Raw genomic sequence first — 18,009 nt, forward strand, 5'->3', positions numbered from 1 at the left:
GCCGTCCCGCTCAGACGCCGGCGCGGGCCGTCAGGTCGGCCCAGATGTCGTCCATCCGGGCCTCCAGCTCCTCCAGGGTCCCCTCGTTCGGGACGACGATGTCGGCGATCTCCAGCCGCTCCTCGCGGGTCGCCTGGGCGGCGAGCCTGGCCCTGGCATCCTGCTCGCTCATGCCGCGCAGTTCGATCAGCCGGGCGAGACGCACCTCGTCGGAGGCGTCGACGACGATCACCACCTCGTACATGGGGGCGAGCTTGTTCTCCGCCAGCAGCGGCACGTCGTAGATCACAATGCTGCCGGGAGGCGCCTGCTCCTGCAGCTCGCCGACCCTCGCGCCGACGAGGGGGTGGACGATGGCGTTGAGGGAGGCGAGTTTCTCGGAGTCGGCGAAGACGATCGAGCCGAGTTTCTCCCGGTCGAGCGAACCGTCCTCGTGCAGGACACCCGTGCCGAAGACGCCGGTCACGCGCGCCAGCCCGGGGGTTCCCGGCTCGACCACCTCTCTGGCGATCTTGTCGGCGTCGATGACCACGGCGCCACGGGCGCCCAGCCGACGGGAGACCTCGCTCTTGCCCGACCCGATGCCGCCGGTAAGCCCCACCTTCAACATGATCCGCAGCATACGCCGTACGGGCCGTGCTCCGGGGCGGTCGGCGCCGGGCTCGCCAGGCGGCGCATTCCGGCAGGCCGGTAGAAGCCGCCCCCGCGGCGCCGGAGGCCACGCTGCCGCCCCTCGGGCCGCGGCCTTCACTCGGCACCGGACGACGTGCGGGAACGCGCCTGAGGCTCCTACAGCTCCCTGCGCAGGTGCACCAGGGTGAGATGGTCGCTCATCGGCTCCCTGCGGGTCTCGCGATAACCGTGACGGCGGTAGAGGCGCAGGTTGCCCTCCGACAGGTGGCCGGTGAACAGGTCGAAGGCGAGTGCCGTGGCGGCCTCGTCGTGCAGGGCCGCCAGCAGGGATCCGCCGATGCCCTCGCCCTGCCGGTCGGGGGCGACCACCAGGCGGCCGACCAGGCAGGTCGTGCCGGACATCCGGCCGCGGACCGACCCCACGATCCTCGCCCCGTCGCGGGCGACGAGCACGGTGGCCGTCTCGACGGCCTTTCTGACCTGGGCGGCCGACTCCACGAGCGGCGGGATGAACGGGTCACCGTAGAGCTGGGCCTCGCCCACGTAGGCGGCGCGCTGCACGGTCAGGATCTCGCCCGCGTCCTCGGGCTCCGCCACCTCGATCACGATCACTGCGTCACCCTAGCGGCCGGGCGGGTGGCCGGGGCGGGTGGTCCCACCGGGAGCCGTCTTGGAGGTCCCGCGGATTCCATCCCGGAAACCGTCTCAGAGGTCCCGGGAACTCCGCGGATTCCGGGCCCGGAGTCCATGGAGGAGTGCCCCGGGAACGCGGAAAGGGCCCCGCCGGAGCGGGGCCCTTCCGTCAATCTTCTACCGCGTTGTCAGCTCGGCGCCGTCGGCACCGTCAGTTCTGGCCGCCCGCGAGCTTCTCGCGCAGAGCCGCGAGAGCCTCGTCGGAGGCCAGCGCGCCCGCCGCCGGAGCGGAGGAGCCGCTGCTGCTGGAGGCGCCGGTGGAACCCGAGGACGGGGTCTCGCCGGAGTAGGACGTGGGGGCAGCCTCGCCCGCCTCGGCCTCGGCCTTGCGGGCCTCCTCGACCTGCTTCTTGTGAGCCTCGAAGCGGGTCTGAGCCTCGGCGTACTGCCGCTCCCACTCCTCGCGCTGCTTGTCGAAGCCTTCGAGCCACTCGCCGGTCTCGGAGTCGAAACCCTCGGGGTAGATGTAGTTGCCCGAGTCGTCGTAGGTCGCCGCCATGCCGTACAGCGTGGGGTCGAACTCGACGTCGGCGCCGATCGCACCCTCGTTCGCCTGCTTGAGCGACAGCGAGATCCGGCGGCGCTCGAGGTCGATGTCGATGATCTTCACGAAGATCTCGTCGCCGACCTGAACGACCTGCTCGGGGATCTCGACGTGGCGCTCGGCCAGCTCGGAGATGTGGACCAGGCCCTCGATGCCCTCCTCGACGCGGACGAACGCACCGAACGGCACCAGCTTGGTGACGCGGCCCGGGACGACCTGACCGATCTGGTGGGTGCGGGCGAACTGCTGCCAGGGGTCTTCCTGCGTCGCCTTGAGCGACAGGGAGACGCGCTCGCGCTCCATGTCGACGTCGAGCACCTCGACGGTGACCTCCTGGCCGACCTCGACGACCTCGGAGGGGTGGTCGATGTGCTTCCAGGAGAGCTCGGAGACGTGGACCAGACCGTCGACGCCGCCGAGGTCGACGAACGCACCGAAGTTGACGATCGAGGAGACGACGCCCTTGCGGACCTGACCCTTCTGCAGGGTGTTGAGGAACGTCTGGCGAACCTCGGACTGGGTCTGCTCGAGCCAGGCGCGGCGGGACAGAACCACGTTGTTGCGGTTCTTGTCGAGCTCGATGATCTTCGCTTCGAGCTCGCGGCCCACGTACGGCTGGAGGTCGCGGACGCGCCGCATCTCGACCAGGGACGCCGGCAGGAAGCCGCGCAGGCCGATGTCGAGGATGAGTCCACCCTTGACGACCTCGATGACCGTGCCGGTGACGATGCCGTCCTCGTCCTTGATCTTCTCGATCGTGCCCCAGGCCCGCTCGTACTGAGCGCGCTTCTTGGACAGGATCAGGCGGCCTTCCTTGTCCTCCTTCTGGAGGACGAGGGCCTCGACGTGCTCGCCAACCTCGACGACATCCGCCGGGTCGACATCGTGCTTGATCGAGAGCTCGCGCGAGGGGATGACACCCTCGGTCTTGTAGCCGATGTCGAGCAAAACTTCGTCTCGATCGACCTTGACGACGGTGCCCTCGACGATGTCGCCGTCGTTGAAGTACTTGATGGTCAGGTCGATCGCTGCGAGGAACTCTTCCTCAGAGCCGATGTCGTTGACCGCTACCTGCGGGGTGCTCGAGGTGGCCTCAGTGCTGCTCGTCATGTGTGGAGTTGCTCCGAACGCGGACAGATGTCGATGTGGCGAACGCGCGGCAGGCCTCTTACCGTCAGCCGAAGAATTCATCGGCGTGATCGAGCGCGAGCCCACTCCGTCCGAGACGCGCGCGAGCCCACAACGCAGCGATCAGCATATGAGACCAGACGGGTATGGTCAATCCAACGACTCTACGCGCCCGCGTGCCGAAAGGATAACGATCTCGCTCAATAGGCGTTGATCTTCTGCCTCCGGTCCGCCCTGATGTTACCTCGAAGCCCGCGAGGGATGGAGATCCGATCGGGATCGCCGTCAGCCGTATAGCGCTCACGGGGATGCTTGTCCAGCCATCCGAGCCAGTACTCGGAGCACCACTTGCGGCACTCCCCCTTCCTGCCGTTGCTCTGGATCCGCTGGATCGCGCGCCAGTCGTAGTCCTCGACGAACGGCGAGACCGACGGCTCGGCGCCGGCCAGGAAGACGCCCTTGAACCGGTAGGACACTCCGTGCCATTTTCCCGTCTGCACGGTAGATCTTTTGCGGGGCATCGCGCCGAACGGCAGCGCCATCGTCTCGGAGGGAGGAACGCCGAGTCCTTTCAGCAGCCGTTCGACCCTGGCCACCTGCTCGACGACCTTCTTCTTGGACAGGCGCGGCAGGTGGGGGTGGCCCCAGGTGTGGTTGGCCACCTCGAAGCCCCGCGAGGCCAGCCACCGCACGGCCCGCTCCTGGTCCTTCCGCTCGCGCAGGCCGAACGGGTCCCGGTTGACCCAGAAGGTGGCGACGGGCCGGAATCCGGGATGCTTCACCGCCACCTGGTAGATGATGCCGACCGCGGTGTCCTTGGCCGGGGCCCCGTTCGCGTCGAGGGCGAAGTGGCTGGGGTGGCCGTCGTCGAAGGTCAGCACGACCGGGTGCCTGCCCGCCGGGATGTCCATCCTCCCGGTGGCGAACTCCCGCGCGGTGACCGGCACGTAACCGCCCTTGGCGAGCCGCTCCAGCTCCTTGCGCAGCTGGGCGGGGGTGCGGTCGATGGAGGCCAGCCTCTTGCGGGTGATCCGGTGGTACATCAGGATCGGGACCGCTCCGGCCTCGTTGGCCTTCACCTGCCGGGCGAACTCCTCCGACGCCGTGATCGGCGGCGGCAGCTCGGCCGAGGGCAGGTCGGGTGCCGGCGAGGGCGGTTGTGACGACGCCGGGCTGCTCGCCGCCGTGCCCGGCCGGGCGGCGCCGGGTGGCGGGGAGGACGGCGGGAGCACCAGGAGCACCACCACCGCCACCACGACGACCAGCACGTTGGCCAGTAAAATAATCTTCGTCAGGGGGATTGGACTCCGCACAGAACTCCCGTGCCCGTCGAGCTTCTCGGCTTGGATCACCAGCCTAGAACAGACTCGGACAGGCCCGGCCAATCAGCGAAGTCCGGCATCCCGGAACCGGTCGCAGCCCTCCCGGGAACCCCTCCTGGAGGGGATCGTCAGTGCCCGGCGTCCTCCCAGGTGCGGCCGACGCCCACCGAGACGGCCAGCGGGACGCGCAGGGAGTACGCGGCGTTCATCCGGTCGGTGACCAGCTCCCGCAGGGTCTCCAGCTCGCCGGGCGCCACCTCGAACACGAGCTCGTCGTGGACCTGCAGCAGCATCCGGGAGCCGAGCGACGCCTCCTTCAGCGCGCTCTGCACGTTGAGCATGGCGACCTTGATGATGTCGGCCGCGGACCCCTGGATGGGCGCGTTGAGCGCCATCCGCTCGGCGATCTCGCGGCGCTGGCGGTTGTCGCTGTTGAGGTCGGGCAGGTAGCGGCGGCGGCCGAGGATGGTCTCGGTGTAGCCGTCGTTCCTGGCCTGCGCGACGATCGCGTTGAGGAAGTCGCGGACGCCGCCGAACTCCTCGAAGTACTCCTCCTTGAGCGCCCGCGCCTCGGAGACCGCGATGTTGAGCTGCTCCGACAGCCCGAAGTCGGACAGCCCGTAGGCGAGGCCGTAGTTCATCGCCTTGATCTTGGCCCGCATCTCCCCGGTGACCTTCTCCGGCTCGACGTCGAAGACCCGGGCCGCGGTGGCCATGTGGAAGTCGTGCCCGGACTCGAAGGAGGCGATGAGCGCCTCGTCCCCGGACAGGTGGGCCATGACGCGCAGCTCGATCTGGCTGTAGTCGGCGGTCAGCAGGGTCTCGAAGCCCTTGCCGACCACGAAGCCCTGCCGGATGCGGCGGCCCTCGGCGGTGCGGATCGGGATGTTCTGCAGGTTGGGCTTCTCCGAGCTGAGCCGCCCGGTGACCGCCACGATCTGGTTGAACGTGGTGTGGATGCGGCCGTCGTCGGCGATCTCCTTGATCAGGCCTTCGACCGTGACCTTCAGCTTGGCCTGGTCGCGGTGGCGCAACATGATCGTCGGCAGCTCGTGCTCGGTCTGGGCGGCGAGCCAGGCCAGCGCGGAGGCGTCGGTGGTGTAGCCCGTCTTGGTCTTCTTCGTCTTGGGCAGGTTGAGCTTGACGAACAGGATCTCCTGGAGCTGCTTGGGCGAGCCCAGGTTGAACTGCTCGCCGCCCACGGAGGCGTGCGCCGCCTCGACGGCCTGCTTCACCGCGGCGCCGAACTCGGCCTCCAGGGCGCCGAGATGCTCCCGGTCGGCGGCGATGCCGGCCCGCTCCAGCTCGGCCAGCACGGTGACGAGCGGCAGCTCCACGTCGCGCATGAGGTGGATGCCGCCCAGCGGCTCCAGGAACGCCTCCAGCGCGTCGGCGAGCTCGCCGACCGCCAGCGCCCGCAGGGCGAGGTCGCGGGCGCCGTCGTCGTCCTGGTCGTCGAAGAGGCTGGCCTGGCCGCCGTTGTCGGCCTCGCTGCGCAGCTCGCGCCGCAGGTAGACCCGCACGAGGTCCTCCAGCGGGAACGAGCGCTGCCCCGGCATCGCCAGGTAGGCGGCGAGCGCGGTGTCGCAGGTGAGGCCGCGCAGCTCCATGCCCTGCGCCCACAGCGCGAGCATCGGGCCCTTGGCGTCGTGCACGGCCTTGGGCTTCGAGGCGTCGGCCAGCCACTCGCGCAGGGCCGCCTCGTCGGCCTCGGTGAGCGTGGTCGGGTCGACGAACGCGGCGCCGGGCCCGCCCTTCGCCGCCCGCCCCGCCTCCGCGCCGGCTCCCGCCCCGGCCGCCGCGATGGCGATGCTGTCGACGCGGCCGGTGCCGCTGCCGTACGCGCCCTTGAAGGCGAGGCCCGCGCGGCCCTCGGGCAGCGCGCGCAGCCAGGGGCCCACCTCGTCGGGGCCCAGGGTGACGACCTCGACCTCGAAGCCCTCCTCCGCCTCCGCCTCGGCCGAGCCGATCGTCTTGAACAGCCGGTCGCGGATCTCGCCGCGGAACTCCAGCGTGTCGAGGATCTTGTTGATCTCCTCGCGGTCGGCGGCGCCGATCTGCAGGGCGGCGACCTCGCGCTCCAGCGGCACGTCGCGGATCAGCTGGGTCAGCCGCCGGTTCATCAGCACCTGGTCGAGGTGGTCGCGGAGCTTGTCGCCGACCTTGCCCTTGACCTCGTCGACCCGGTTGACCAGCTCCTCCAGCGAGCCGAACTCGCGGATCCACTTGGCGGCGGTCTTCTCGCCCACGCCGGGGATGTTCTTCAGGTTGTCGCTGGAGTCGCCGCGGATGGCCGCGAAGTCGGGATACTGGGCCGGGGTGAGCTCGTACTTCTCCAGCACGGCCTCGGGGGTGAACCGGGTCATGTTGCTGATGCCGACCCGGGTCATCAGCACGGTGACCCGCTCGTCGACGAGCTGCAGCGCGTCGCGGTCGCCGGTGACGACCAGCACGTTCATGTCCTGCTCGGCGGCGCGGGTGGCGAGGGTGGCTATCAGGTCGTCGGCCTCGTATCCGGCCAGCGACAGGTGCGGCACGCGCAACGCGTCGAGCACCTCGTGGATCAGGCTCATCTGGCTGCGGAAACTGTCGGGGCTCGCGCTCCGGTTCGCCTTGTAGTCGGCGTACTCCTCGTGGCGGAACGTCGGCTCGGAGCGGTCGAAGCAGACCGCCACGTGGGTCGGCCGCTCGTCGCGGAGCACGTTGACCAGCATCGAGGTGAACCCGTAGACCGCGTTGGTCGTCTGCCCCGTGGTGGTGGAGAAATTCTCCTCCGGCAGGGCATAGAACGCCCGATAGGCCAATGAATGCCCATCCAGCAGCAGGAGACACGGACGAGTGGGGGTCGCTTCGCTCTTCGGCACACCGAAAGCCTAGTCTCCTGGTGCGACAGAAAACCTGGCCCCGTACGACAGGAGACGCCCCCTTGACCGTGACAGACCGCGAAGAAGCCGCCCGGCGCATCGAAGAGGCGCTCGGCACATCGCACAGGAACACGCTGGCGGACCGGATGGGCATCGAGATCACCGAGGCCACCGCCGAACGGGTGGTCGGCACGATGCCGGTCGAGGGCAACATCCAGCCGTACGGCCTGCTGCACGGCGGCGCCTCGTGCGTGCTGGCGGAGACCCTGGGCTCGACGGGCGCGGCGATCCACGCGGGCCCCGGGCGGATCGCCATGGGCGTCGAGATCAACGCCACCCACCACCGCTCGGCCACGTCCGGGCTGGTCACCGGGGTGGCCACCCGGATCCACGGCGGCCGTACGCTCGCCACCTACGACATCGAGATCGTCGACGAGCAGGGCCGCCGGGTGTGCACCTCGCGCCTGACGTGCATGCTGCGCGACGCCTGAGCACCCCTGATCACGTCCGCCGATCGTCTGATCACATCTCGTCCTCGATCATATTCGGACCGCCTTTTTGCCCACCTGAAGCAACGAGTCCGCTACGGTGGGTGACGGCGATGCCCGCGGGGAGGCCGAGTAGAAAACGTACGGGGTCGGGGAAGCTCCGTATGGCGCCAAAGGTCTCCCCCGGGCTCGCCACGCTTCGCCGGGCCCGCGAACCCGCGGGCCGGCCGGGATCCGTTCCCGCCCCTCGCCGTTCCACCGGCCTTTCCCCTGCCGCCCCCCACGCGGATCCTCGCGGCACACGTACCCCGGCACGCGCACCCCGGCACGCGTACGGCCCGCGCCGGGCGGGCGCGGGCCGTACGCGGCGAGACTCAGATGTCGGTGTGCGTCGGGTCGAGCACGCGGCGCAGGAAGGTCTTGGTGCGCTCGTGCTGCGGAGCGCTGATCACCTGATCCGGGGTGCCGTCCTCCACGATCACACCGCCGTCCATGAACACGACCCGGTCGGCCACGTCGCGGGCGAACGCCATCTCGTGGGTGACCACGAGCATGGTCATCCCCTCCTCGGCGAGCTTGCGCATGACCGTGAGCACGTCTCCGACGAGCTCGGGGTCGAGCGCCGAGGTGGGCTCGTCGAAGAGCATCAGCCCCGGGCTCATGGCCAGTGCCCTGGCGATGGCCACGCGCTGCTGCTGCCCGCCGGAGAGCTGGGCGGGGAAGGCGTCGCACTTCTCCCCGATGCCGACCTTGTCCAGGTTCTCCCTGGCGATCCGCTCGGCCTCCGCCTTGCCCCGCTTCAGCACCCGGCGCTGCGAGATCATCACGTTCTGCAGGACGGTCATGTGCGGGAACAGGTTGAACTGCTGGAAGACCATGCCGACACCGCGGCGGGCGGCGTCGATGTCGACGTCGCGGTGGGTCAGCTCCACGCCGTTGACGACGACCTTGCCCGACGTGGGCTGCTCCAGCAGGTTCACGCAGCGCAGCAGCGTGGACTTGCCCGACCCCGAGGGGCCGATGACGCAGACCACCTGGCCGGGGTCGACGGCGAAGTCGATGCCCCGCAGGACCTCGTTCTTCCCGAAGTACTTGTGCAGGTCACGGATCTCGACCGCGTGGGTCGCCTGGGCGTCCGGGGACGCCGGATTCGCTGGATTCGCTGGATTCACTGTCACCGTCCCCTCGCCTGGCGCTTCTCCAGCCGGGACGCGAGGTAACCCAGCGGGATGGTGACCAGTAGATACGTCACGCCTACGACCAGGATGGGCGTGGCGTTGGCATAGGTCGAGGCCATGTCGTTGCCGAACTTGGTGAGCTCGACGTAGTCACCGGAGACGCCGAGGAACAGCACCAGCGAGGAGTCCTTGAGAAGGGACACGAACTGGTTGGTCGTCGGCGGGATGACGATGCGCACGGCCTGCGGGATGACGATGGTGACCATGGCCCGCGAGTACGACATGCCCAGCGAGCGCGCCGCCTCCATCTGCCCCTTGGGCACCGCCTGGAGCCCGGCGCGGAGCGTCTCGGCCATGTAGGCCGAGCCGACGATCGTCAGGCCCAGGATGCCCTGGCCGTACGTGCCGCCGGGCACCTCGAAGCCGGTGATGGCCAGCGGCAGGAACAGGATGAGCAGGAAGATCAGCAGGGCGGGCAGGCCACGGAAGATCTCGATGTAGGCGACCGCGATCCACCGGTAGGGCCGCACCGACGACAGCCGCATCAGCGCGAACAGCAGGCCGAGCAGGAAGGCGAAGACGAAACCGCCGACCGAGTAGATGATCGTGTTCTTCAGCGCGATCGTGAACAGGTCGGGAAGCGTCTGTTCCGCGACGTCGAGCTTGGTGAAGTTCTCCCCGAGCTTGCCCCACTCGATGCGCAGGACGAGGAAGACGACCACGGCCACCAGAACGGCGTACTGGACGCCCCTGCTGATCTGCTGCCTCTTGCGGGGACTGAGCCCGCTCCCGCCGGGGGCGCCCCCGGCGGGAGTGGGCTCGGTCGTCGTTGGCTGGTCGGTCATCGATTAACCGAGCTCCCCGGGCTTCTTGCCGAACCACTTGACGAAGATCTGCTCGTAGGTGCCGTCGGACTTGGCCTCGGCGATCGAGTCGTTGATCGCCTTGAGCAGGACCGGGTCGGAGCCCTTCTTCAGGCCGATGCCGTACTGCTCGCCGGTGTCGAGGCTGGCGACCAGCTCGAACTTGTCGGCGATCTCGGGCTTCTTCAGCCAGGTCAGGACGACCGGGAGGTCCTGGACGATCACGTCGGCCTGGCCGGACTGCAGGCCCAGCAGCTCCTTGGAGGAGTCGGCGAACTCCTTCGGGTCGAGGCCCTTCTCCTTGACGTAGTCGAGGCCCGTGGTGGAGGCCTGGGCGCCGAGCTTGAGGCCCTTCGCCTTCACGTCGTCGAGGGTCTTGACGCCGGTGCCCTTCTTGGCCAGCAGAGCCTGCGTGGCGTCGAAGTAGGGCTCGGAGAAGTCGATGTTGGCCTTGCGCTCCTCGGTGATCGTCATGCCGGCGGCGGCGACGTCACACTTGTTGGTGGCCATCGCCGCGCCGCTCTTGATGACGGCGAAGTCGATGTCGACGATCTCCTGCGTCAGGCCGAGCTTCTTGGCGGCCAAGTCGACGATGTCGACGTCGAAACCGACGACCTTGTCGCCCTCCTTGAACTGGAAGGGCTCGTACGGGAGGTTGGTGCAGGTGGTCAGCTTGCCGGGGGTGACGAGCTTGGGGCCGCCCGCGGCCGCGGGGGCGCTTGCCGAGGCACCATCGCTCGGGCTGGCGGAGGTGGACTCGCCACCGCCGCAGGCCGAAAGGCCGAGCGCACCGGCGACGACCATGGCGCCCACCGCCATCGCACGACGGGAAACAAAACTCAGGCCCACGAAGGCCTCCTTACGGTCAATGTCGCTTCTTGTATGGATACCTCAGTGCAGGTCATGCTTCATCACCTGCATAATCATGCAGATCACCAGTACGACACAATTCGGACAACAACCGCGTCCGGAGTTTTCTGTTCAATACCCTGCCGCCACGCGGATCCGGGCGCCGGCACTTGCCGGATCGACGACCCCCGTCGGGAGGAGCCGTTGAACTTCAGGATCTACCTCGGTTACGTTGCCGGATGTGCGTGACCCCCTGATCCTGCTCACCGGTGCCGCCCTCGCCGCCACCCTCCTGTCCGGCTGCGCCGGAGCGGAGCCGGACGCTCCCGCCTCTCCCCCGGTCACGCCCACCCCGACCTACGAGCTCCCGCCGCGCCCGGTACGGCCGGGCGAGAGCCCCGTCAGGTCCGCGCCGGTCGCCGACGGCGACACCCGGTTCCAGGTGATCGGCCTGCAGAAGGGCCTGAGCGGCTTCTTCGGCAGCCACGCCGAGTGGCAGGCCAAGGGGCAGTACGTGGTCGTGCGGATCCTGGTGGAGAACCCCGGCCGCACCAACGCCCGTTTCGACGCCAAACGCCAGAAACTCATCGCCTCCGACGGCAGCACGTACGCGATCGACAAGTTCGCGCAGGCCATCAAGCGGCAGCCCGACGAGCTCCCGCTCGGCGCCCAGGTCAGGGTCGAGCTGGACCTCTGGTACGACATCCCCAAGGAGGCGGAGGTCTCCGCGATCCGGCTGTTCGGCGATCCGCCCCTCGGCGTGACCGGCGGCACCGAAGGCGTGCAGGTGCCTCTGCCCTGAGCCGCTTTCGCCCCGGGTGCCGCTCGGGGCGGCCCGGGACGACACTGAGACCTGTGACGCCGGCGGGAGATCCCGCATCGGCGTGGACGGGCCCGCCGCACGAGCGCGCGACGGGCCCGTCACCTGCCGTCGGGCCGGCGAAGGCCCTGCGGAGACCCCGTAGAGACCCCATGGGATCCCCGCGGAGGCGGGGAATCACCGGGTCAGGGCAGCTCTTCCGGTTTCGTGGAGCCCTGCTTCTCCGGCGGAGTGGCGGCGGGAGGCGGGGCCGCCGGAGCGGGCGCGGCCTGCGCCGCCTCCGCCTCCAGGTCGAGCTCCGCGCCGCCGCCCAGGTAGGCGGCCTGCACGGCGGGGTCGTTGAGCAGCTCGTCCGCGGGCGCGCTCTTGACCACCTTCCCGGTCTCCAGGACGTAGGCGCGGTGGGCCAGCTTGAGCGCCTGCTGGGCGTTCTGCTCCACCAGCAGCACCGTGGTGCCGCGGCGGTTGATCTCCTCGATGATCTCGAAGATCTGCTGCACCAGCAGCGGCGCCAGGCCCATCGACGGCTCGTCCAGCAGCAGCACCTTGGGCTTGGCCATCAGCGCGCGGCCGATGGCGAGCATCTGCTGCTCGCCGCCGGACATCGTGCCGCCCATCTGGGTCCTGCGCTCCGCCAGGCGGGGGAACAGCTCGTAGACCTCGGCCAGGTCGGCGCTGAAGTCACCCGAGCGGGTGTACGCCCCCATGAGCAGGTTGTCGTGCACCGTCATGCCGGGGAACACGCCCCGGCCCTCGGGCGCCTGCCCCAGGCCCGCGAGGACCCGCTTGTGGCCGGGCATCTTGCTGATGTCCTTGCCGTCGAAGGTGATGCTCCCCGACGACAGGCCGCGCAGGCCCGAGATCGTCTTCAGGGTCGTGGTCTTGCCCGCCCCGTTCGCCCCGATGAGCGTGACGATCTCGCCCTCGTTCACCTCGACCGAGATGCCCTTGAGCGCCTCGATCTTGCCGTAGTGGACACGGATGTCCTTGACCTCAAGAAGCATCGGCGGGAGCTCCCAAATACGCCTCGATGACCCGGGGGTCGGTCCGCACCTCGTCCGGCAGGCCATCGGCGATCTTCTGGCCGAAGTCCAGCACCGCGATGCGGTCACTGATGCCCATGATGAGGCTCATGTCGTGCTCGATGATCAGAATCGTCCGGCCCGCGTCGCGGATGTCCCGGATCAGCTGCTGCAGCGCCACCTTCTCCGCCGGGTTCATACCGGCGGCGGGCTCGTCCAGCAGCAGCAACTTCGGGTTGGTCGCCAGCGCGCGGGCGATCTCCAGACGGCGCTGGTCACCGTAGGGCAGGTTCTTGGCGTGCTCGTTGGCGCGGTGCGCGATGCCGACGAAGTCGAGCAGCTCCATCGCGAGCCTGCGCCCGTCCTTCTCGGCCCGGCGGTGCCAGGGAAGCCCCAGCGCCACGCTGACCATGCCCGATTTGTGGTGCGCGTCCGCGCCCACCATGACGTTCTCGATGGCCGTCATGTTGTGGAACAGCCGGATGTTCTGGAACGTGCGGGCGATGCCCCGCTTGGTGATCTTGAAGCGTTTGACGCCGCTGATCTTCTCGTCCAGAAAGCGGACCTCGCCCTCGGTCGGCTGGTAGACGCCGGTCACCACGTTGAAGACCGTGGTCTTTCCGGCGCCGTTCGGGCCGATGAGAGCGAAGATCTCTCCCTCGTTGATGGTCAGGTTGACCTCGCGCAGTGCCGTGACACCGCCGAACCGCATGACGAGGTTCTTCAGCTCCAGCATGACGCGGCCGCCGCGCTCCGCCTGGACCGCCTTGGGGTTCGTACCGGCCGGGGTCACCTCGGCCGGGTTCACTTCGGCGCTCACTTGGAAGCCACCTCCTCACCGTGCGACTCGGGCCCGGGAACCTCGGCTCCGAGCGTACCCATCCCGCCTGACCCCTCTTTCAGCTCCGCCTTGCGTTGACGCGATGGCAGCAGACCCTCCGGACGGAAGATCATCAGCGCCACGAGCACCGCGCCGAAGATCAGCATGCGGTACTCCTGCAGGCCGCGGAACCGCTCGGGCAGCCACGCCACCACGAAGGCGCCGAGCATGACACCCGGCAGGTTGCCCGCGCCGCCCATGACCACCGCGGCCAGGATCGTCGCCGACAGCAGGAACTGGAAGTCGTTCGGGTTGATCGAGATGGCCTTCGCCGCCCACAGCACGCCCATCGCGCCACCGATGGAGGCGCCGATGGCGAAGGCGAGCATCTTGAAGCGGAACGTCGGCACGCCCATGACCTCGGCCGCGTCCTCGTCCTCGCGGATCGCCGCCCAGGCGCGCCCGACCCGGCTCTTCTCCCAGCGCTTCACCAGGATGATCACGATGACGGCCAGCGCGACCAGCAGGTAGTAGTAGGGTCGCGGATCCAGCACGCCGTACTTGAACGGATCGACCCCGAACACGTTGGGGATGCTGATCCCGAACAGGTGCAGGTCCTCGTAGCTCGGCGGGTGCGGGATGCCGCGGATGCCGTTCGGGCCGCCGATCTCGTCGGTGTTGCGGGCGGTGATGCGGATGATCTCACCGAAGCCCAGCGTGACGATGGCCAGATAGTCACCGCGCAACCGCAGCGTCGGAGCGCCCAGCGTGATGCCCGACAGGGCGCAGATCCCGATGCCGACCAGCAGGATGAGCCAGAAGTTCCAGCCCAGCCGGGTGCCGATCAGCGCCATCGCGTAGCCGCCGACCGCGTAGAACGCGACGAAGCCCAGGTCGAGCAGGCCGGCCTGGCCGACCACCACGTTCAGGCCGATCGCCAGGACGACGTACGTCCCGATCGGGAAGAACAGGATGCTCGCCCAGTCGGTGTAGGGCGACATGAAGGGGGCGAGGCTCTCCGACGGCAACAGCAGCGCCGCGACGATCAGGACCACATAGAGGATCCAGCGCTGCCAGCCCGGAGTGGTCTGCCAGCGATCGTGCATGACGTCACCGAAGCGGCCGAGGCCGTTGCGGAAGCCTGCCAGGGGATTCTTCTGGTTCATGCGCGCGCCTGCTGGAGTGATTCACCGAGGATGCCGGTGGGGCGGAACATCAGGACCAAGACGAGGATGGTGAAGGAGATCACGTGCTTCCAGTCGGAGCCGAAGAAGATGGCTCCGTAGTTCTCCACCAGCCCGAGCGTGATTCCGCCGACCAGGGCGCCGCGCAGGTTACCGATGCCACCCAGGACCGCCGCGGTGAACGCCTTGATACCGAAGAGGAATCCGATGTAGTAGTTCGTGTTCTCGTACGAGATCAGGTAGAGCGCTCCCGCCACACCGGCCATGCTGCCGCCGATGAGGAAGGTCATCCGGACGATCCTGTTGATGTCGACGCCCATCAGGACGGCCGCCTCGGGGTTCTGCGCGGTGGCGCGGATACCCCGGCCGATCTTCGTCCGGTTCACCAGGGCGTCCAGCGCGATCATCATGCCGATCGCGGCGACGATGACGAAGATCTGGTCGACCCGGACCGAATGGCCGAAGATCGAGAAAAGCTCGGTCCGCTCCATGATGCGGGGCAGACCCATCTGGATCCTGCCCTGCTCGGGACGGTTGAAGACGTTCGGGATCACCAGGAGCGCGAACAGCTCCTGCAGGAAGATCGAGGCGCCGATCGCCGAGATCAGCGCCGCCAGCCGGGACGCGCCGCGCTGGCGCAGCGGCCGGTAGGCGATTCGCTCCAGCGCCACCGCGGTGCCCGCCGAGGCGAGCATGCCGGCCAGGATCATCGCCAGGATGAGGCCGACCAGCGCGATGCCCGTGAGGGGCGAGTTGATGCCGAACACGAACGGTACGAACATCGCACCGAAGGTGCCGATCATGAAAACTTCGGAATGCGCAAAGTTGATCAGCCGCAGCACGCCGTACACCATGGTGTAACCGAGCGCGATCAGGGCGTAGATCGAGCCGAAGGCCAGGCCGTCGATCGTCGCCGGCCAGAACTGATTGATGAAGTCATTGAGCACTAGGGATTACCACTTCTAGCGGGGGTCGCCTGCACGTCCGGGTAGCACACCGCCTCCAGCAGAACCTCGTGGACTCTCTGGAAGTACGCGAGGAGCGGGAACGCATTCGCGGCGTTCCCGCTCCCCGCGCGTCGACTACCTAATCTCCTTCAGCGCCGGACTAACCCAGCTTGGCCTCGGTGGCCTTGCCCAGGAGGCCGATCGCGCCATCCTTGACCTGGTAGATGTAGATGTCCTTCGCCGCGACCTCACCGTTGGCCTCGAACTTGACCTGCTTCGAGACACCCGCGAGGTCCACCGTGGCGATGAACTCGTTGATCTTGTCAGGGGTGGTGTTGCCCGCCTTGATGGCGTCGACGAAGACCGTCGCGGCGTCGTAGCCCTCGGCCGCGTAGATGGCCGGGTCGGCGCTGTAGGCGGCCTTGTAGGCGTCGGCGAAGGCCTTCACCTTGGCGTCGGTGACGTCCGGGGTGGCGATGTAGCAGGGGCAGCCGACCAGGGCGCCCTCGGCGTTCTCGGCACCGGCGCCGTCGATCAGGCCCTTGTCCAGCGAACCGTCGCCGGACAGGAACTTCGCGGTCACGCCCTTGTCACGGAGCTGCTTGAGCAGGTTGCCGCCCGCGGCGTAGTAACCGCCGAAGAAGATCGCTTCGGGCTTGGCCGCCGCGACCTTGTTCACCACGGAGGAGAAGTCGCTCTCGGCCGGGTCGAGCGAGTCGGTCTCCGGCTTCACGCCCTTGGCCTCGAGCGCGGCCTTGACCGCGTCGGACAGCGGCTTGCCGTACTCGGACTTGTCGTCGATGACGAAGACCTTCTTCGCGCCGACGCCGGTCGCGATGAAGTCACCGATGCCGGGGCCCTGGATGCTGTCGCTGGGCAGCACGCGGTGCCAGTACTTCCAGCCGTTCGTCGCCAGTGCGGCGTTGGTGGCGGAGGCCGAGATGCTCGGCAGCTTCGCCTCCTCCAGCACCGGCGCCACCTGGGCGGACTCACCGGAGAAAGCGGGGCCGATCATACCGACGATCTTGTCGGTCTTGATGGCCTGCTGGGCCAGGGCGACCGCCTTGGACGGGTCCGCCTGGCTGTCGTACTCGACAAGCTCGATCTTCACGGCCGGGTTGGTCTTGTTGTACTCGTCGATGACGAGCTTCGCACCGTTCCGGGGGGGAATGACGATACCGGCGTTGGCTCCGGTCAGGTCTCCCATGAAGCCAAGCTTGACGGTGCTGGGGGCGGCAGCACTGGAGCCGTCCTCAGCCGGCGTGGCCTCCGTGCCACCGCTGCTGCAGGCAGCGAGACCGAGGGTGAGCGCCACACCGGCGGCAAGCACTCCACCGAGGCGTGCAGTCTTAGGCCGCAAGGTTGCCTTCCTTTCGCCCGGTCCCTCGTCGAGACCGAGTTCACAGATGCCCTTCCCTGGCGGGTGGCCAGGGGTTGTGTCGGTTAGTACAACTAGCGGATGTCACGGGTCGATACAGGACGGCCCACCGTTGCCGCTTCGTTATAACACCGATCCTTTTCGGCTATCAGATGCAAAAGCCGTGGTCACTGGCAACCTTACGGTCTCCACGGGGATCGATCCGACCGCCTGGAGGGCCGCGCCGCACCCTGGAACGCGCCCTGCGGGCGCCTGGCGGGCGCGACCCCCCAAAGGGGACGAAAGCCCCGATCAGGCCTCCGGGGTCTCCACCTCGGGCTCCGCCCCGTCCGCCACCACGATCTGCGCCACCTGCCGCATGCTCAGCCGGCGGTCCATCGAGGCCTTCTGGATCCACCGGAACGCCTGCGGCTCGCTCCACCCGTGCCGCTCCATCAGCAGGCCCTTGGCCCGCTCCACCAGCTTGCGCGTCTCCAGCCGCTCCGAGAGCGTCCCGACCTCCCGCTCCAGCGCGGCGATCTCCTCGTGCCTGCTGACCGCCATCTCGATCGCCGGGACCAGGTCCGACTTCGTGAACGGCTTCACCAGGTACGCCATCGCGCCGGCGTCCCTCGCCCGCTCGACCAGATCGCGCTGCGAGAAGGCCGTGAGGATGAGACACGGCGCGATCCGCTGCGACACGATCTGCTCGGCCGCCGAGATCCCGTCCAGGATGGGCATCTTCACGTCCAGGATCACCAGATCCGGCCGCTGCTCCATCGCCAGCTTGACCGCGGACTCCCCGTCCCCGGCCTCCGCGACGACCGCATACCCCTCCTCCTCCAGCATCTCCTTGAGGTCGAGGCGGATCAGTGCCTCGTCTTCCGCGATCACCACTCGCCGCTGCGTACTCACGAGCAAGAGAGTACCGACGTCCGCTAGATTGGGACCACGCCGGTGCCCGAGAGTGATCTACTTCTAGGTAAGCTCTTAGCTGGCGCGCAAGATCCGGACAAATAACGAAAAATGCCCCGATAGACCAATCGGCAGAGTCGATGGACTCAAAATCCATTCAGTGTGGGTTCGAATCCCACTCGGGGCACCACCGTCCGATTCGGCCGATCCGGAACCGGCTGGCCCGGACATCTCCCGCACGGCACGTGGCGGCCGGAGAACCGTCGCCGGCGCCTGGCATCGCGGCCCCGCGCACTCCCGCGAAACCGTCGACCGTGCTCTCCGTCCCTCGACGATCGCTGCTCGACGATCACTGCTCGGCGCCCGGCCTCGTGGACCGACG

16 protein-coding genes and 1 tRNA gene are annotated in these 18,009 nt (G+C 68.3%); 3 read left to right on the forward strand and 14 right to left on the reverse strand.

What is annotated here, in order from left to right; genetic code table 11:
* Window positions 1-10 precede the first annotated feature (10 nt).
* The 5 genes from coaE to polA all read right to left on the reverse strand — a co-directional run bounded on the left by coaE (window position 11) and on the right by polA (window position 7,184).
* Window positions 11-610, reverse strand: coding sequence for a dephospho-CoA kinase (gene coaE, locus ACVCAG_RS01595; protein WP_440082080.1), 600 nt, complete (start codon window positions 608-610; stop codon window positions 11-13).
* Window positions 611-789: 179 nt separating this feature from the next.
* Window positions 790-1,245: a GNAT family N-acetyltransferase gene (locus ACVCAG_RS01600; protein ID WP_362676138.1), complete on the reverse strand. Its 456-nt coding sequence runs from the start codon at window positions 1,243-1,245 to the stop codon at window positions 790-792.
* Between the two features lie 232 nt (window positions 1,246-1,477).
* A complete protein-coding gene (rpsA, locus tag ACVCAG_RS01605) occupies window positions 1,478-2,980 on the reverse strand; it encodes a 30S ribosomal protein S1 (RefSeq protein WP_344750198.1) in 1,503 nt (500 codons plus the stop codon).
* Window positions 2,981-3,198: 218 nt separating this feature from the next.
* Entirely contained in the window at window positions 3,199-4,311 is a 1,113-nt protein-coding gene (locus ACVCAG_RS01610) for a polysaccharide deacetylase family protein (protein ID WP_447189358.1), read from the reverse strand.
* A gap of 137 nt (window positions 4,312-4,448) precedes the next feature.
* Window positions 4,449-7,184, reverse strand: a complete 2,736-nt coding sequence (gene polA / locus ACVCAG_RS01615) for a DNA polymerase I (RefSeq protein WP_440082078.1) — start codon at window positions 7,182-7,184, stop codon at window positions 4,449-4,451.
* Between the two features lie 146 nt (window positions 7,185-7,330).
* Between polA and ACVCAG_RS01620 the strand changes: the two genes are divergently transcribed.
* Complete coding sequence (locus ACVCAG_RS01620) at window positions 7,331-7,675, forward strand: PaaI family thioesterase (RefSeq protein ID WP_362677893.1); 345 nt, start codon at window positions 7,331-7,333, stop codon at window positions 7,673-7,675.
* Between the two features lie 371 nt (window positions 7,676-8,046).
* On the opposite strand, the gene ACVCAG_RS01625 is transcribed toward ACVCAG_RS01620, so the two are convergent.
* Genes ACVCAG_RS01625 through ACVCAG_RS01635 form a run of 3 tightly spaced genes read right to left on the reverse strand, consistent with a single transcriptional unit; the run spans window position 8,047 to window position 10,562 of the window.
* The gene (locus tag ACVCAG_RS01625; protein WP_447189429.1) at window positions 8,047-8,844 is read right to left on the reverse strand and encodes an amino acid ABC transporter ATP-binding protein; all 798 of its coding nucleotides are present in this window, start codon (window positions 8,842-8,844) and stop codon (window positions 8,047-8,049) included.
* A 2-nt stretch (window positions 8,845-8,846) separates the two neighbouring features.
* Window positions 8,847-9,695, reverse strand: coding sequence for an ABC transporter permease subunit (locus tag ACVCAG_RS01630; RefSeq protein ID WP_440082077.1), 849 nt, complete (start codon window positions 9,693-9,695; stop codon window positions 8,847-8,849).
* A 3-nt stretch (window positions 9,696-9,698) separates the two neighbouring features.
* Window positions 9,699-10,562, reverse strand: coding sequence for a transporter substrate-binding domain-containing protein (locus ACVCAG_RS01635; protein WP_440082076.1), 864 nt, complete (start codon window positions 10,560-10,562; stop codon window positions 9,699-9,701).
* Between the two features lie 241 nt (window positions 10,563-10,803).
* Between ACVCAG_RS01635 and ACVCAG_RS01640 the strand changes: the two genes are divergently transcribed.
* On the forward strand, window positions 10,804-11,364 hold the full coding sequence (locus ACVCAG_RS01640; RefSeq protein ID WP_447189359.1) for a DUF4352 domain-containing protein: 561 nt from the start codon (window positions 10,804-10,806) through the stop codon (window positions 11,362-11,364).
* Between the two features lie 203 nt (window positions 11,365-11,567).
* On the opposite strand, the gene ACVCAG_RS01645 is transcribed toward ACVCAG_RS01640, so the two are convergent.
* The 6 genes from ACVCAG_RS01645 to ACVCAG_RS01670 all read right to left on the reverse strand — a co-directional run bounded on the left by ACVCAG_RS01645 (window position 11,568) and on the right by ACVCAG_RS01670 (window position 17,627).
* The gene (locus ACVCAG_RS01645; protein ID WP_440082074.1) at window positions 11,568-12,386 is read right to left on the reverse strand and encodes an ATP-binding cassette domain-containing protein; all 819 of its coding nucleotides are present in this window, start codon (window positions 12,384-12,386) and stop codon (window positions 11,568-11,570) included.
* The gene (locus ACVCAG_RS01650; RefSeq protein ID WP_440082073.1) at window positions 12,376-13,224 is read right to left on the reverse strand and encodes an ATP-binding cassette domain-containing protein; all 849 of its coding nucleotides are present in this window, start codon (window positions 13,222-13,224) and stop codon (window positions 12,376-12,378) included. The genes ACVCAG_RS01645 and ACVCAG_RS01650 overlap by 11 nt, the downstream gene beginning before the upstream one ends.
* A complete protein-coding gene (locus ACVCAG_RS01655; RefSeq protein ID WP_440082072.1) occupies window positions 13,221-14,390 on the reverse strand; it encodes an ABC transporter permease subunit in 1,170 nt (389 codons plus the stop codon). Before ACVCAG_RS01655 ends, ACVCAG_RS01650 begins: the two co-directional genes overlap by 4 nt.
* Window positions 14,387-15,355 (reverse strand): ABC transporter permease subunit, encoded by a 969-nt coding sequence (locus tag ACVCAG_RS01660; protein ID WP_440082071.1) that lies wholly within the window; start codon window positions 15,353-15,355, stop codon window positions 14,387-14,389. Before ACVCAG_RS01660 ends, ACVCAG_RS01655 begins: the two co-directional genes overlap by 4 nt.
* Before the next feature lie 160 nt (window positions 15,356-15,515).
* Window positions 15,516-16,685, reverse strand: coding sequence for a branched-chain amino acid ABC transporter substrate-binding protein (locus ACVCAG_RS01665; RefSeq protein ID WP_447189430.1), 1,170 nt, complete (start codon window positions 16,683-16,685; stop codon window positions 15,516-15,518).
* A 339-nt stretch (window positions 16,686-17,024) separates the two neighbouring features.
* On the reverse strand, window positions 17,025-17,627 hold the full coding sequence (locus ACVCAG_RS01670; protein WP_440064950.1) for a response regulator: 603 nt from the start codon (window positions 17,625-17,627) through the stop codon (window positions 17,025-17,027).
* A gap of 113 nt (window positions 17,628-17,740) precedes the next feature.
* On the opposite strand from ACVCAG_RS01670, the gene ACVCAG_RS01675 reads away from it, so the two are divergent.
* Window positions 17,741-17,817 (forward strand) — tRNA-Leu (locus ACVCAG_RS01675).
* Window positions 17,818-18,009: the final 192 nt, after the last annotated feature.

The organism is Streptosporangium sp. G12 (genome assembly GCF_052983175.1).

Excerpts from the sequence above, each read along its gene's own strand:
- coaE (WP_440082080.1), bottom strand. The coding sequence starts at position 610 with ATGTTGAAGGTGGGGCTTACCGGCGGCATCGGGTCGGGCAAGAGCGAG.
- rpsA (WP_344750198.1), bottom strand. The coding sequence starts at position 2,980 with ATGACGAGCAGCACTGAGGCCACCTCGAGCACCCCGCAGGTAGCGGTC.
- ACVCAG_RS01620 (WP_362677893.1), top strand. The coding sequence starts at position 7,331 with ATGGGCATCGAGATCACCGAGGCCACCGCCGAACGGGTGGTCGGCACG.
- ACVCAG_RS01630 (WP_440082077.1), bottom strand. The coding sequence starts at position 9,695 with ATGACCGACCAGCCAACGACGACCGAGCCCACTCCCGCCGGGGGCGCC.
- ACVCAG_RS01645 (WP_440082074.1), bottom strand. The coding sequence starts at position 12,386 with ATGCTTCTTGAGGTCAAGGACATCCGTGTCCACTACGGCAAGATCGAG.
- ACVCAG_RS01655 (WP_440082072.1), bottom strand. The coding sequence starts at position 14,390 with ATGAACCAGAAGAATCCCCTGGCAGGCTTCCGCAACGGCCTCGGCCGC.